General features: G+C 68.6%; 13 protein-coding genes. 4 read left to right on the top strand and 9 right to left on the bottom strand.

All coding sequences use genetic code 11. The features are described 5' to 3' along the window. Window positions 1–68: 68 nt before the first annotated feature. A complete protein-coding gene (locus AZL_RS13860; protein ID WP_012975153.1) occupies window positions 69–1862 on the top strand; it encodes a DUF3369 domain-containing protein in 1794 nt (597 codons plus the stop codon). A 42-nt stretch (window positions 1863–1904) separates the two neighbouring features. Here AZL_RS13860 and AZL_RS13865 read toward each other — a convergent pair whose 3' ends face one another. The 5 genes from AZL_RS13865 to rpmI form a co-directional block, all read right to left on the bottom strand. Then, a complete protein-coding gene (locus tag AZL_RS13865) occupies window positions 1905–2318 on the bottom strand; it encodes a response regulator (RefSeq protein WP_012975154.1) in 414 nt (137 codons plus the stop codon). Window positions 2319–2678: 360 nt separating this feature from the next. After that, window positions 2679–5090 (bottom strand): phenylalanine--tRNA ligase subunit beta, encoded by a 2412-nt coding sequence (gene pheT / locus AZL_RS13870; RefSeq protein WP_012975155.1) that lies wholly within the window; start codon window positions 5088–5090, stop codon window positions 2679–2681. A gap of 113 nt (window positions 5091–5203) precedes the next feature. After that, window positions 5204–6271, bottom strand: coding sequence for a phenylalanine--tRNA ligase subunit alpha (pheS, locus tag AZL_RS13875; protein WP_012975156.1), 1068 nt, complete (start codon window positions 6269–6271; stop codon window positions 5204–5206). A gap of 136 nt (window positions 6272–6407) precedes the next feature. Continuing rightward, window positions 6408–6779: a 50S ribosomal protein L20 gene (gene rplT / locus AZL_RS13880; RefSeq protein ID WP_012975157.1), complete on the bottom strand. Its 372-nt coding sequence runs from the start codon at window positions 6777–6779 to the stop codon at window positions 6408–6410. A 35-nt stretch (window positions 6780–6814) separates the two neighbouring features. After that, window positions 6815–7015, bottom strand: coding sequence for a 50S ribosomal protein L35 (gene rpmI, locus AZL_RS13885; protein WP_012975158.1), 201 nt, complete (start codon window positions 7013–7015; stop codon window positions 6815–6817). 286 nt (window positions 7016–7301) lie between these two features. On the opposite strand from rpmI, the gene AZL_RS13890 reads away from it, so the two are divergent. Together AZL_RS13890 and ubiB are read left to right on the top strand one after the other, a co-directional pair. Continuing rightward, a complete protein-coding gene (locus tag AZL_RS13890) occupies window positions 7302–8078 on the top strand; it encodes a class I SAM-dependent methyltransferase (RefSeq protein WP_042443851.1) in 777 nt (258 codons plus the stop codon). Window positions 8079–8084: 6 nt separating this feature from the next. Further along, window positions 8085–9623 carry a 2-polyprenylphenol 6-hydroxylase gene (ubiB, locus tag AZL_RS13895; RefSeq protein WP_012975160.1) on the top strand — a complete coding sequence of 513 codons (1539 nt, stop codon included), beginning with the start codon at window positions 8085–8087 and terminating at the stop codon, window positions 9621–9623. A gap of 19 nt (window positions 9624–9642) precedes the next feature. On the opposite strand, the gene AZL_RS13900 is transcribed toward ubiB, so the two are convergent. Next, a complete protein-coding gene (locus AZL_RS13900; protein ID WP_012975161.1) occupies window positions 9643–10569 on the bottom strand; it encodes a 2-hydroxyacid dehydrogenase in 927 nt (308 codons plus the stop codon). An 87-nt stretch (window positions 10570–10656) separates the two neighbouring features. Between AZL_RS13900 and AZL_RS13905 the strand changes: the two genes are divergently transcribed. After that, window positions 10657–11376, top strand: coding sequence for a pseudouridine synthase (locus AZL_RS13905; protein ID WP_042443854.1), 720 nt, complete (start codon window positions 10657–10659; stop codon window positions 11374–11376). On the opposite strand, the gene AZL_RS13910 is transcribed toward AZL_RS13905, so the two are convergent. Genes AZL_RS13910 through AZL_RS13920 form a run of 3 tightly spaced genes read right to left on the bottom strand, consistent with a single transcriptional unit; the run spans window position 11318 to window position 14939 of the window. Then, complete coding sequence (locus AZL_RS13910; RefSeq protein WP_012975163.1) at window positions 11318–13153, bottom strand: acyl-CoA dehydrogenase family protein; 1836 nt, start codon at window positions 13151–13153, stop codon at window positions 11318–11320. The genes AZL_RS13905 and AZL_RS13910 overlap by 59 nt on opposite strands. A gap of 37 nt (window positions 13154–13190) precedes the next feature. Beyond that, window positions 13191–14132 carry an electron transfer flavoprotein subunit alpha/FixB family protein gene (locus AZL_RS13915; RefSeq protein ID WP_012975164.1) on the bottom strand — a complete coding sequence of 314 codons (942 nt, stop codon included), beginning with the start codon at window positions 14130–14132 and terminating at the stop codon, window positions 13191–13193. 57 nt (window positions 14133–14189) lie between these two features. Further along, on the bottom strand, window positions 14190–14939 hold the full coding sequence (locus AZL_RS13920) for an electron transfer flavoprotein subunit beta/FixA family protein (RefSeq protein WP_012975165.1): 750 nt from the start codon (window positions 14937–14939) through the stop codon (window positions 14190–14192). Window positions 14940–15002 lie beyond the last annotated feature (63 nt).

The following is a 15002-nucleotide window of genomic DNA, read 5'->3' on the forward strand; positions in this document are numbered from 1 at the left end:
CATCCTATGGCTTTGCGCAGCCGGGCCGCTTGCCCGCTTTCTCATGACCCTTTCACGACCGAAGAGCCATGACCGATCCCGACCCGCAAGCCACCGCCCGGCACGGCGCCCAGCACGGCACCCAGCACGGCGGCCCGACCGATCCGGCGCCGGATCGCCTGCCGGCATCCGCCGACGAGGATCTGGTGTTCCTCGACGACGCCGCCCCGCAGGACGGCGCCCCGGCGGAGGAACCGCCCGGCAGCCGCTGGACCATGCTGATCGTCGATGACGAGCCGGAGGTCCATTCGATCACCAAGCTCGTCCTGTCCGACTTCGCCTACAAGGGACGCAAGGCGCGTTTCCTCTCCGCCCATTCGGCGGCGGAGGCGCGGCGGATCCTGGCGCGGGAAAGCGACATCGCGCTGATCCTGCTGGATGTGGTGATGGAGACCGAGGATGCCGGCCTGCGGCTGGTCCACCACATCCGCGAGGAGCTGCGCAACCGCAATGTCCGCATCATCCTGCGCACCGGCCAGCCGGGACAGGCGCCGGAACGGGCGGTGATCCTCGATTACGACATCAACGACTACAAGGCGAAGACCCAGCTGACCGCCCAGCAGCTGTTCACAACCACGGTCGCGGCTCTGCGCTCCTACGAGGACATCGTGGCGATCGACGCCAATCGCCGCGGTCTGGAAAAGATCATCGAGGCGTCGTCGTCGCTGTTCCGCGCCCGCTCGATGAAGCTGTTCGCGGCCGGCGTGCTGACCCAACTGTCGGGCCTGCTGGGGGTGGGACCGGACGCCATCCTGTGCGTGCAGCGCGGCGGGACCGGCGGCGGGACGGGAACCGGGAACGGGAGCGGCCGCGACGGGCTGTATGTGCTGGCCGGATCGGGCCGGTTCGAGGCGCTGATCAACGAACCCGCCGCCGGCCATGTCGATCCGGCGGTGCTGGACGCGGTGACCGGCTGCCTGGAAAGGCGCGCCCACATCTATGCCGGCGACCATTGCACGCTCTACATCCGCACGCCGAACGACCGCGAGACGGTGGTCTATCTGCGCTCCAACCGGCCGCTGTCGGAGCTGGACCGCCGGCTGATCGAGGTGTTCTGCGGCAAGATCTCGGTCGGCTTCGACAATCTGCACCATTACGAACAGCTCTATCATGCCCAGCGGGGCACGCTGGCCGCACTGGCCGACCTGACGGAACGCGGCCGCGCCACGCTGACCGCCGATGGCCTGACCGGGAACGGCCTGCCGGTGGAGCCATCGGAAGCCGGGCGCTTCAGCCGGTCGCTGCGCATCGCCACGATCACCGAACGGATCGCCCGCCGCCTGCATGCCCAGGGGCTTTTTCCCGAGTCGCTGGACGATTCGACGCTGGAGATCATCGGACTGGCGGCCATCCTGCACGACATCGGCAACGCGGCGGTCGATCCCCGGATCCTGGCCAAGCCGGGACCGCTCGACCCGGAGGAGCGCGGCGCCATGCAGATCCACACGGTGGCCGGTGCCGCCCTGTTGAACCAGGCCAGCCATCTGGCGGACAGCCCGACCCATCTGCATCTGGGGGCCGCGGTGGCGCGGTGGCATCACGAGAACTGGGATGGCACCGGCTATCCCGACGGGCAAAGCGGGGCGACGATTCCGCTGTGCGCCCGCATCGTCGCCGTGGCGGACGCCTATGACGCGATGACCCGTGACCGGCCCTATCGCCGGGCTCTGGACCGCGCCGACGCGGTGGAGGAGATCCGCCGGCTGTCCGGGCTGCGCTTCGATCCGGCGGTGGTCGAGGCCTTCCTGGCGGCTCTGCCGGAGATCGATCCACCCGATACCGGGGCCGGGGCCGGTATCGGGATAGGGCGACCGGCCGAATAGAGGGGGCGCCACCCCCTGCGCGTCATTCGGTCACTGGTCCGCCTAATGATTGCACAACGCCTCGACCGCTTCGCGCAGCGGGCCGACCTGAACCGGCTTCAGCAACAGATGGCAGCCCATCAGTTCAGCCTCGTCCCGGCGTTCGGGCGTGCTGTCGCCGGTCAGGATGATGGCGGGGATGTGCCGCCCGGTCTCGCGCCGGACCCGCTCCACCACCTCGCGCCCGGTGCGGCCGGCCGGCAGGAAATGGTCGGCGATGATCAGGTTCGGCACCCGCGCCAGCCCGCCGAGCTGCGCCTCCAGGGCGGCGGCGCTGAGCGCCTTCACCACCTCATAGCCCCAGCCATCCAACAGGATCGCCAGCCCCTCCACGATCGAGCGGTCATCGTCCACCACAAGGATGAGCGGCTTTGCGGACTCCGGTTTGGTTGCTTGAGCGTTTTCCGGCTCAGCCATGGATTTTCCCCGTTCGGTCGCTTGCAGTGTGATGCACCAGGGACATGCCAAGGCAATGCAAGCGCTGCCTGTGCCGTAACCGTGACATCGATCGCATCATGGGCCTACCCGGGATAAACAAGCCGCACCGGCCGATCTTCCCACAGATCAATGCGACACCGTCAAACACTGAATTGCAACAAACGGTATCGTGTCTTTCTCTTAGCGAATGCACTCCAGAGTTATCAATCAGCGATTCATCATATGATGAGGTGACCGCCGCCGAGGCGGAACGCTTTTCACAATTCCTTCAACAAAAAAGCCCTCGCCGAAGCGAGGGCTTTTTGCTTGGATATCAGCAATATTACCTTTCGATGGAACTCAGGCGCGGAGCGCTCCACCGGTCGCCTTGACCACCGCCGCGACGATCTTCTGCCCGACCGCTTCGATCGCATCGTCGGTCAGGGTCGCGGTGGTCGGCTGGTAGGTGACCGACACCGCGATGGACTTGCGTCCCTCGCCGACGCCAGGACCCTCATAGAGGTCGAACACCGCGACTTCCTTGACCAGCGCCTTGTCGGCGCCCTTCACCGCGCGCAGCACCTTGTCGGCCTCGACCTTGCGGTCGACGACGAAGGCGAAATCGCGCTCCACCGGCTGGAAGGAGGAGAGCTGGACCATCGGCTTGGCGGTAGCGCCTTTCTTCTTCGGCAGCGGCACGGCGTCCAGCATCACCTCGAAGCCGACGACCGATCCCTTGACCCCCAGCGTCTCCAGCACCGACGGGTGGATCTCGCCGAAACGGGCCATCACGGTGGGACCGAGCCGCAGCACGCCGGAACGGCCGGGGTGATACCAGCCCGGCGCGTCGGTGGTGACCTGCAGGTTGGCCGCCGGGGCGCCGACCGCCTCCAGCACCGCCAACGCATCGGCCTTGGCGTCGAACACGTCGACGTTGCGGGCCTTCTCCGCCCAATGGCGCGGCACCGCCGCGCCGGCGCGGATGCCGGCGGCGACCGTATCCTGCCCATCCGGCGCCGGGTTGCGGAAGGCCGCCCCAACCTCGAACAGACGGACGTCGGCATAGCCGCGGTCGGCGTTGCGGCCGGCGGCCTGGATCAGGTTGGGCAGGACCGACGGACGCATGACGTCGAGATCGCTGCTGATCGGATTGACCAGCCGCAGGCCCGGCTCACCGCCACCGAACAGCTCGGCCACCGGGCCGGACAGGAAGGACCAGGTCACCGCCTCCGACAGGCCGCGCGCGGCCAGGGTCCGCTTGGCCAGCGCGACGCGGCGCTGCTTCAGCGTCAGGGCCGGGCGGGTCAGCACCGTCTCGCGCGGCAGCGGCGTCGCCGGGATGGCGTCGAATCCGTGGACGCGCAGCACCTCCTCGACCAGATCGGCCTCGCCATGGACGTCGGCGCGCCAGGACGGAACACCGACGACCAGCCGGCCCTCGGCATCCTCACCGTCGATGGTGAAGCCGAGATCGGTCAGGATCCGCTCCTGCCGCTCGCGCGGCAGATCGACGCCGCCCAGCGCGGCGACGCGGCCCGGACGCAGGGTCAGGCTGCGCTTCCAGTTCGGCTCGGCCCCGGCGACCACCAGTTCCGACGGCTCGCCGCCGCACAGCTCGAGGATCAGGCGGGTGGCGCGTTCCATGCCGGCGAAGACGGCGGCCGGATCGACACCGCGCTCGAAACGGTAGCGCGCGTCGGAGTCGATGCCCAGCCGGCGGCCGGTCTGCGCCGTGCGCACCGGGTCGAACAGCGCCGCCTCGACGAAGACGTTGACGGTCTTCTCGGTGCAGCCGGTCGGCTCGCCGCCGACGATGCCGGCCAGAGCCTCGGCCCGCTCGTCGTCGGCGACCACCGTCATGGCGCCGTCCAGCGCGTAGTCCTTGCCGTTCAGCGCCGCCAGCGTCTCGCCCTCGCGGCCCATGCGGACGGTGATGTCGCCCTTCACCGTGTCGGCGTCGAAGACGTGCAGCGGACGGGCGGCGTCGAAGGTCAGGTAGTTGGTGATATCGACCAGCGCCGAGATCGGGCGCAGGCCGATGGAGACCAGCTTGTCCTGCAACCATTTCGGCGACGGGCCGTTCCTGACGCCGCGGATGTGGCGGCCGACGAACAGCGGGCAGGCCTCGGGTGCCGCGATGCTCACGCCGATCGGGCTGGCGAAGCGGCCCTCGACCGGCGCGGCGTCGAGATGACCCTCGGTCAGCGGCTTCAGCCTGCCCATGCCGGCCGCCGCCAGATCGCGGGCGATGCCGCGCACCCCGGCGCAATCGGCGCGGTCGGGCGTCAGGTTGATGTCGATGACCGGATCGTTCAGCCCGGCATAATCGGCGAAGGCGGCGCCCACGGGAGCGTCGTCCGGCAGCTCGATGATGCCCTCATGCTCGTCCGACAGCTTCAGCTCGCGCTTGGAGCACATCATGCCGTTCGACTCGACGCCGCGGATGACGCCCTTCTTCAGCGTGATGTCGGAGCCGGGAACATAGGTCCCCTCCGGCGCGAAGACGCCCTTCATGCCGGCGCGGGCGTTCGGCGCGCCGCAGACGACCTGGAGGGTGCCGGCGCCGGTATCGACCATCAGCACGCGCAGCTTGTCGGCGTCCGGGTGCTTCTCGGCGGAAACGACATGGGCGACGCGGAAGGGCGCCAGTTCCTTCGACCGGTCATGGACGCCTTCGACCTCGAGCCCGAGGGCGGTCAGCTTCTCCGTGATCTGGTCGAGCGAGGCGTCGGTCTCCAGATGGTCCTTCAGCCAGGACAGCGTGAACTTCATGGGGCCGGTTCCTTAGATCGGATCGCGTGAAATCGGATTCGATTTGAAGCGTGAATCCGATCGCCAAACAGAGGGATGGAGCTTCAGGCGTTTCACGGGAAACGCATGAAGCTCTAGCGCGTCAGGCCGTGGGCGATGTTGGGAATGTCGAGGGAGGCGAAGCCGTAATGCTTCAGCCAGCGCAGGTCCGCTTCGAAGAAGGTGCGCAGGTCGGGGATGCCGTATTTCAGCATGGCCACGCGCTCCACCCCCATGCCGAAGGCGAAGCCCTGATACCTGGTGCTGTCGATGCCGCAGGCTTCCAGCACGTTCGGATGGACCATGCCGCAGCCGAGGATCTCCAGCCAATCGCCGTAATTGCCCAGCTTCAGCTCGCCGCCCTTGCGCGAGCAGCCGATATCGACCTCCGCCGACGGTTCGGTGAAGGGGAAGAAGCTGGGGCGGAAGCGCAGCGGCAGGTCGTCCACGTCGAAGAAGGCGCGGCAGAACTCGATGAGGCAGCCCTTCAGGTGCCCCATGTTGGTCGCCTCGTCGATGACCAGCCCCTCGATCTGGTGGAACATCGGGGTGTGGGTCATGTCGTAGTCGGAGCGGTAGGTCCGCCCCGGCGCCACGATGCGGATCGGCGGCTTGTTGTTCAGCATGGTGCGGACCTGCACCGGGCTGGTGTGGGTGCGCAGCAGCATCTTCTTCTCATCCGAATCGGGCAGATAGAAGGTGTCGTGCATGTCGCGCGCCGGGTGGCCGGGCGGGAAGTTCAGGGCGGTGAAATTGTGGAAATCATCCTCGATGTCCGGCCCTTCGGCGACCGAGAAGCCCATCTCGGCGAAGATGGCGATCATCTCGTCCATCGTCTGGCTGATCGGATGGATGCGCCCCTCGGTCTCGGGGCGGACCGGCAGGGTGACGTCGACCCGTTCGGCCTCCAGCCGCGCCTTCAGATGGGCGGCGGCGAGGTCGGCCTTGCGCGCGTCGATGGCGGCGGCGATCTCGTCCTTCAGCGCGTTGAGCTGCTGGCCGCGCTCCTTGCGCTCGTCGGGGGTGAGGCTCCCCAGCTCCTTCATGAAGCCGGTGATGCGCCCCTTCTTGCCGAGCGCGGAGACCCGCACCTCGTCCAGCGCCGAGAGGTCGGCGGCGGCGTTGACCTGCGACAGAAGTTCGTCTTTCAGCGCGTCGAGCATGGCGGTTCCCGGCAAGCGTGGGGAAGAAAACGGTGCGAAAAGAAAAAGGGAGCCGGCCCAGCGGCCCGGCTCCCTTCTCTTACAACTGACGCCGTTACGGCAAGCGTTCCCTTCTGATCGGGGAGCGCGAGGCGCGTTACGCGGCGGCCTTGGAGGCGAGCGCGGCCTGGGCCTTGTCCACCAGGGTCTTGAAGGCCTCCGGCTCGCGCGCGGCCAGATCGGACAGGACCTTGCGGTCGATCTCGATGCCGGCCAGCTTGATGCCGTTGATGAAGCGCGAGTAGGTCAGGCCATACTGACGGACACCGGCGTTGATGCGCTGGATCCACAGGCCGCGGAAATCGCGCTTCTTGTTGCGGCGGTCGCGGTAGGCGTAACGAAGCGCCTTTTCGACCTTCTCGATCGCGATGCGGAAATTCTTGGAATTGCGACCCCGGTAGCCCTTGGCGAGCTTCAGGATCTTGCGGTGACGGGCGTGCGTCGTGACGCCGCGCTTAACACGAGCCATGGTTCAGTCCTTCCGAATTCTATGATGTGCCGAGATCAGGCGTTGCGCAGCCAATTCTTCAGCACCGTGCGGGCGTTGGAGTCGCACAGGGTCATCATGCCGCGCGCGTTGCGCTTCATGTTCGGGGACTTCTGTTCCAGGCAGTGGCGCTTGTAGGCGGCCTGAGCGCGGACCTTACCCGTGGCGGTCACCTTGAAGCGCTTCTTGGCGCCGCTCTTCGTCTTCAGCTTGGGCATTTTCGTTTCCTAGATGGAAATGAGGCGGAATTTCCAGCGGACGGGTGGGCATGCCCTGAGCCTTGCGGCCCGGCCTCGCCGCCCGTGGAAGGATGCGCTTATACGCGCGGGGACGGCGGGATGCAAGGGGGATGTCGAGGAGCGAGGCCGGGCGATCACGCTCGGGGGAGGAGACCGGCCCACCTCCCGGCCTTGCCCCTCTCCGCCCTACGCCATTCGCCGCAGCGCCTTCCGCAGCGCAACCCCCCGCTGGCGCACGGCCCCCGCTCGCGCTATGTTCCCGGCCATGAGCGACCGCATCCCCGACCCGCAAAAGCCCGTGTCCGGTGCCGAAGGCAACTGGTTCGGCTTCACCCCCGTCGATCCGTCCGCCAAGTCCGGGCTGGTCCGCACCCTCTTCGACAGCGTGGCGACCAACTACGACCTGATGAACGACCTGATGTCGGGCGGCATCCATCGGCTGTGGAAGGACACGCTGATGGAGTTGGTGGCGCCCAGGCCGGACATGACCCTGCTCGACGTGGCGGGCGGCACCGGCGACGTCGCCTTCCGCTTCCTCAAGAAGGGCGGCGGGGCGGCGGTGGTCTGCGACATCACCGAGGCGATGGTCCGGGTCGGCCGCGACCGCGCCATCGACCGCAACATCCTGTCCGGCGTGCAATGGACGGTGGGCGACGCGGAAAAGCTGCCCATCACCTCGCGCTCGGTCGACGCCTACACCATCGCCTTCGGCCTGCGCAACGTCACCCGCATCGACGAGGCGATCAGGGAGGCCCACCGCGTCCTGAAGCCGGGCGGCAAGTTCTATTGCCTGGAGTTCAGCCACGTCGTGCTGCCGGTGCTGCGCGAGCTGTACGACGTCTATTCCTTCCAGGTGCTGCCCTTCATGGGCCGCGTGGTGGCGAAGGACGAGGCGAGCTACCGCTATCTGGTCGAGAGCATCCGCCGCTTCCCGCAGCAGGCCGATCTGGCGAAACGGATCGAGGCGGCGGGATTCGGCGCCGTGCGCGTGCGCAACCTGTCGGGCGGGATCGCCGCCATCCATTCCGGCTGGCGGATCTAGGCTGCCGTGTTCCGTATCCTGCGCAACCTGATCCGGATGGCCGTCATCGGCCGGACGGTCGCCCGTCACGACGCCCTCCCCACCAGCCTGCTCGGCACCGCCCCCGGCCTGCTCTGGCTGTGGCGCCTCGTCGCCCGTAAGGGCGTGCCCGGCCGCGAGGGCGAGCGTCTGGCCCGCGCGCTGGCCGAACTCGGGCCCACCTACATCAAGCTGGGCCAGCTGCTCTCCACCCGCTCCGATCTGGTCGGCGAACGGATGGCCGTCGATCTGGCCGAGTTGCAGGACAAGCTGCCGCCTTTCCCCGGCGATCAGGCCCGCGCCATCATCGAGGCGGAGTTCGGCCAGCCGGTCCAGGCGCTGTTCCGGAGCTTCGACGACAAGCCGATCGCCGCCGCCTCGATCGCCCAGGTCCATTTCGCCGTCACCGCCGACGGGCGGGAGGTGGCGGTCAAGGTGCTGCGCCCCGGCATCGAAGCGGCGTTCGAGCGCGACATCGACCTGTTCTACCGGCTGGCCGGGCTTGCCGAATGGCTGCTGCCCAGGCTGAAGCGGCTGCGGCTGGTCGAGGTGGTCGACACCTTCGCCCGCACCTCGCGGCTGGAGATGGATCTGCGGATGGAGGCCGCCGCCGCGTCGGAGCTGGCGTCGAACTTCAAGGACGATCCCACCTTCAACGTGCCGCAGGTCGATTGGGAGCGCACCGCCGGCCGGGTGCTGACGCTGGAGCGCATCCGCGGCTTCAAGGTGGACGAGCCCGCCCGCATCTCCGCCGCCGGGTTCGACCGCGACGAGATCCTGGCGATGGCGTCGGCCAGCTTCTTCAACCAGGTCTTCCGCGACGGCTTCTTCCATGCCGACCTGCATCCCGGCAACCTGTTCATCAACGAACAGGGCACCATCACCGCCGTCGATTTCGGCATCATGGGCCGGCTGGACCGCGAGACGCGCTATTACCTCGCCGACATGCTGATCGGCTTCCTGACCGGCGACTACCGCCGGGTCGCCATCGTGCATTTCGAGGCCGGCTATGTCCCGCGCCATCAGTCGATCGAGATCTTCACCCAGGCCTGCCGCGCCATCGGCGAGCCGTTGCAGAACAAGCCGCTGGCCGAGATCTCGGTCGGCCGGCTGCTGGCCCAGCTGTTCGCCGTCACCGAACAGTTCGAGATGGAGACCCAGCCGCAGCTGCTGCTTCTGCAAAAGAGCATGCTGACCGCCGAGGGCGTCGGCCGGCTGCTGAACCCCAACATCAACATGTGGGAGCTGGCCCGGCCGCTGATCGAGGAGTGGATGCGCGAGAATCGCGGGCCGGAGGCGCAGTTCATCGACGATGCCGGCGCCCTGCTGTCCACCGTCCGCCGCATCCCCGCCCTGGTCGGCGAGGCGGAGCGGGTGACGCGCGACATCGCCGAGGGCGGTCTGCGGCTGCATCCCCAGACCGTCCGCCAGATGCTGAACGGCTGGGAAAGCCGCCGCCGCTCGGACCGCGCCGCCCTGTGGGTGATCGCGGCCCTGCTGGCGGTGATCGCCGTCCAGATGCTGTAGAACCAGATGCCGTAAAAACTCAGTACCCCCGGCCGCGGTCCACCAGATTGGGCAGCGGCCGGCCTTCGCGGAGCGCCGTCACCGCCGCCGCCACCTGATCGACGCAGCGCGACGGGTGGGTCACCCCGGCGACATGGGGGGTGACGCGGACCTTCGGATGGCGCCAGAGCGGATGGTCGGCCGGCAGTGGCTCCGTCGCGAAGACGTCCAGGCTGGCGCCGCGCAGATGGCCGCCGTCCAGCGCGTCGATCAGATCCGGCTCGACCAGATGGCCGCCGCGTGCCGCGTTGATCACCACCGCTCCCTTGGGCAATGCCGCGAACAGCGTCGCATTCAGGATGCCGCGGGTCTCGTCGGTCAGCGGCAGCAGGCAGACCAGCAGGTCGCACCGCGGCAGCATCGCCGCCAGCCCGTCGGGACCGGAGAAGCTCTCCACCCCCTCGACGCTCTTGGGGCTGCGGCTCCAGCCCATCAGGCGGTAGTCCAGGGTCCGCAGCGTGCGGGCCGACGCCACGCCCAACTCACCCATCCCCAGGAAGCCGACCGTCACCTCGGAGGCCGGGCGATGGTCCAGCTGCTCCCACCGCGCCCCGGCCTGGAGGGCGGCGTATTCGTCCATCAGCCGGTGCCAGTACAGCACCTGGAAGACCACATAGCCGGCCATGTCGACCGTCAGGCCCTCCGCCACCATCCGCACCAGCGGCAGGTCGGGCAGGGCCGGATCCTCCAGGATCGGCTCCACCCCGGCGCCCAGCGACACGATCAGCTTCAGGTTGGGCAGGGTCGCCAGCATGCCGGCCGGCGGCTTCCACACCACCGCGACCTCGATGTCGGCGATGTCGCCGGTCTCGGGCCAGACGCGCATCTCCAGATCGGGAAGGTGGCGGGCAATTTCCCGGCGCCAATCCTCGGCGCTGTCGCTGGCGGAGCAGAACAGAAGCGTCACGGCCGAACCCCTGCTATGTAGGTGTGTGTTTGGGGCGCGAACGATAGCGCCTTTCCAGATCTCCGCAATCCGCAAGGACGCATGCCCGTGCCGCGCCTGATCCTGCTGAACAAGCCCTATGGCGTGCTGCCGCAATTCACCGACGACCAGGGCCGCCCGACCCTGGCGGAGCTGGTGCCGGTGAAAGGCGTCTATGCCGCCGGCCGGCTCGACCGCGACAGCGAGGGGCTGCTGGCGCTCAGCGACGACGGCCCGCTGATCGCCCGCATCGCCGCTCCCGCCAGCAAGATGCCCAAGACCTATTGGGTGCAGGTGGAAGGTGTCCCGACCGACGAGGCGCTGGAGGCGCTGCGCCGGGGCGTGACGCTGAAGGACGGCCCCACCCTGCCGGCAGAGGTGCGGCGGATGGAGGAGCCGGACCCTCTGTGGCCGCGCGATCCGCCGGTGCGCTACCGCGCCGCCATCCCCACCAGCTGGATCGCGCTGACCCTGCGCGAGGGACGCAACCGGCAGGTCCGCCGCATGACGGCGGCGGTCGGTTTCCCAACCCTGCGGCTGATCCGCTGGTCGATCGGCGACTGGACGCTGGATGGGCTGGCGCCGGGGCAGTGGCGGGAGGTCCCCCAACCGCCGGCCACTCCCTCGTCCAGGCAAAAGTCGTCCGGGCAAAAGTCGACCGGGCAAAAGTTGACCGGGCAAAAGTTGACCGGGCCAAAGGCCCCGGCACCAACCGGCAAGCGTGGTCCCATCAAGCCACGCCGAACAGTTGCTCCTCGCTCAGCGCCATCACGCCCTCGGAACCGTTGACCACGGTCGCCCGCAGCGCCGCCGCCTTCGGCAGCAGATGGGTGGCGTAGAAACAGGCGGTCAGCGGCTTGGCAGACAGGAAGGCGGTGTCGGCGTCGCCCTCCGCCAGCCGCTCCACCGCCACCTTGGCGGCGCGGGCCAGCTGCCAGCCGCCGACCACCACTCCCATCAGCTCCAGCAACGTCACCGAGGCGGCGGCCGCCAGACGCGCATCCTGCTTCGCCGCGCTCAGCACCCAGGCCACCGCCTGCCTGGCCTCATGGGCAGCACTGACCAGCTCCGCCCCGGTGACGCACAGCGCCTCGCCCAAGGGACCGGAGGCGGCATGGCCGGAGAGCTCGCCGCCCAGCGCCGCGATCTCGTCCAGCAGGCCGTTGGCCGCCGCCCCGCCATCGCGCAGGATCTTGCGGTTGATCAGGTCGTTGGCCTGGATGGCGGTGGTGCCCTCATAGATGGTGGTGATGCGGGCGTCGCGCAGATGCTGGGCGGCACCGGTCTCCTCGATGAAGCCCATGCCGCCATGGACCTGCACGCCGTCCGACGCCAGCGCCTGCCCGGTCTCGGTGCACCAGCCCTTGGCGATGGGGGTCAGCAGGTCGACCAGCAGGGCAGCGCGGCCGCGGGCATCCTCGTCGGCGTGATGGTGCGCCACGTCCACCGCGGCGGCGGCGGTGTAGAGGAGGCCGCGCATCGCCTCGATCCGCGCCTTCATGCCCATCAGCAGGCGGCGGACGTCGGGATGGTTGACGATGCCCTTCGGCCGCCCCTCGGTCCAGCCCAGCGGCTTGCCCTGCACGCGGTCGCGGGCATAGGCCAAGGCCTGCTGATAGGCGCGCTCGGCGATCGACAGGCCCTGCATCGCCACCGCCAGCCGGGCATGGTTCATCATGGTGAACATATATTCCAGGCCACGGTTCGGCTCGCCCACCAGGAAGCCGGTCGCCCCGCCCTCGTCGCCGAAGGACAGCACGGCGGTCGGGCTGCCATGGATGCCCAGCTTGTGCTCCAGCGACACGCATTTCACCTGATTGCGGGCGCCCAGGCCGCCATCGGCATTGACCAGGAATTTCGGCACCACGAACAGGCTGATGCCCTTCACGCCGGAAGGCGCATCGGGCAGGCGGGCCAGCACCAGATGGATGATGTTCTCCGTCAGGTCATGGTCGCCGTAGGTGATGAAGATCTTCTGTCCGGTGACGAGGTGATGGTCGCCGTTCGGCACCGCGCGCGACCGCGTGGCGGCGAGGTCGGACCCCGCCTGCGGCTCGGTGATGTTCATGGTGCCGGTCCACGCGCCCGAGATCATCTTGGGCAAATAGAGGTCCTTCAGCGCGTCGGAGCCATAGAGCTGGACCGCGTTCACCGCCCCCTGCGTCAGCATCGGGCAGAGCGCGAAGGCCATGTTGGCGGAATGCCACATCTCCTGCACCGCGCTGTTCAGCAGGTTGGGCAACCCCATGCCACCGCGCGCCGGATCGAAGGGCAGGCCGTTCCACCCCCCCTCGACCAGCGTCCGCCACGCCTCGCCCCAGCCCTCCGCCGTGCGGGCGATGCCGTCGGCGTCGAGCCGGGCGCCCTGGACATCGCCGACGCGGTTCAGCGGCGCCAGGATGTTTTCGGCGATCTTCGCCGCCTCGCCCAGGATGCTGTCCACCATGTCGGGGCTGGCATCCTCGAAGCCCGGCAAGGCCGCCACGTCGGCCATGCCGGCGAGATGGTCGAGGACGAAGCGGATCTCTTTCAGCGGCGGGGTGTAGGGGATCGCGGCGGCGGTCATGGGGGACCTCTTGGGATGACGGAGGGGAGCGGGGGGGTCAGACGGCCTGCTGGAGGTCCGGCACGGCCTTGAACAGGTCGGCGACGAGGCCGTAATCGGCGACCTGGAAGATCGGCGCCTCCTCGTCCTTGTTGATGGCGACGATGATTTTGCTGTCCTTCATGCCGGCAAGATGCTGGATGGCGCCGGAGATGCCGACCGCGATGTAGAGGTCGGGCGCCACGATCTTGCCGGTCTGGCCGACCTGATAATCGTTCGGCACGAAACCGGCATCGACGGCGGCGCGGCTGGCCCCCACCGCGGCGCCCAGCTTGTCGGCGATGCCCTCCAGCAGGTGGAAATTGTCGCCCGACTGCATGCCGCGCCCGCCGGAGATGACGATGCGGGCGGCGGTCAGCTCCGGCCGCTCCGACTTGGTCAGCTCGGCCGAGACGAAGCTGGACAGGGCCGGGTCGGCGACGGCGGCGACGGTCTCGATGGGGGCGGCCTCGATGGGGGCGGCGGTGCCGGTGGCGGTGGCCTCGAAGGCGGTGGTGCGGACGGTGACGACCTTCACCGGGTCGGCGGATTGCACGGTGGCGATGGCGTTGCCGGCATAGATCGGCCGCTCGAAGATGTCGGCGGCGACCACGGCGGTGATGTCGGAGATCATCGCCACGTCGAGCAGCGCCGCGACGCGCGGCAGCACATTCTTGCCGGCCGAGGTGGCGGCGGCCAGCACATGGCTGTAGCCGGGGGCGAGCGAGACCAGCAATGCGGCGACCGGCTCGGCCAGGGCATGCTCATAGGCGGCATCGTCGGCGAGCAGCACCTTGGCGACGCCGGAGAGTGTGGCGGCCTGTGCGGCGGCGGGAGCGGCGGCGCGGCCGGCGACCAGGACATGGATGTCGCCGCCGAGCCTGGTCGCGGCGGTCACCGCATGGGCGGTGGCGGGCTTGAGGCTGGCGTTGTCGTGGTCGGCGAGGATCAGGATGGGCATGGGGGGTTCCTCTTGCGGGCGGGGTGTGGGACGGGCTGGCACGGGGCCGGCGCGCCCTCAGATCACCCGCGCCTCGGTCTTCAGCTTGGTCACCAGGGTGGCGACGTCGGGCACCTTGATGCCGGCCTGGCGCTTGGCCGGTTCGGCAACCTTCAGCGTCTTCAGGCGCGGCGTCACATCGACACCCAGCGCGTCCGGCGTGACGGTCTCCAGCGGCTTCTTCTTGGCCTTCATGATGTTGGGCAGGCTGGCATAGCGCGGCTCGTTCAGGCGCAGATCGGCGGTCACCACCGCCGGCAGCTTCAACTCGACCGTCTCCAGCCCGCCGTCGATCTCGCGGGTGACGGCGACCGTGCCGTCTCCGGCGGCGACCTTCGAGGCGAAGGTGCCCTGGCCCCAGCCGAGCAGGGCGGCCAGCATCTGGCCGGTCTGGTTGCAATCGTCGTCGATCGCCTGCTTGCCGAGGATCACCATCCCCGGCGCCTCCCTTTCGACCAGGGCCTTCAGGACCTTGGCGACGACCAGCGGTTGGGTCTCGGCATCGGTCTGCACCAGGATGGCGCGGTCAGCGCCCATGGCCAGCGCGGTGCGCAGCGTTTCCTGCGCCTGGGCCGGGCCGACCGAGACGACGACGATCTCGCTCGCGGCGCCGGCTTCCTTGCACCGCACGGCTTCCTCGACGGCGATCTCGTCGAAGGGGTTCATCGAGAACTTCACGTTGGAGGTCTCGACGCCGGACTGATCGGTCTTGACCCGGATTTTGACGTTGTAGTCGACGACGCGCTTCACGGCGCAGAGGATCTTCATGGCGCGGGTCCCTTTGAAAATGGGCGGCTTGCGGGCATGGCGAGGCGTTGCCCCCACCCCATC

Source organism: Azospirillum sp. B510 (assembly GCF_000010725.1).
GTDB classification, from domain to species: domain Bacteria; phylum Pseudomonadota; class Alphaproteobacteria; order Azospirillales; family Azospirillaceae; genus Azospirillum; species Azospirillum lipoferum_B.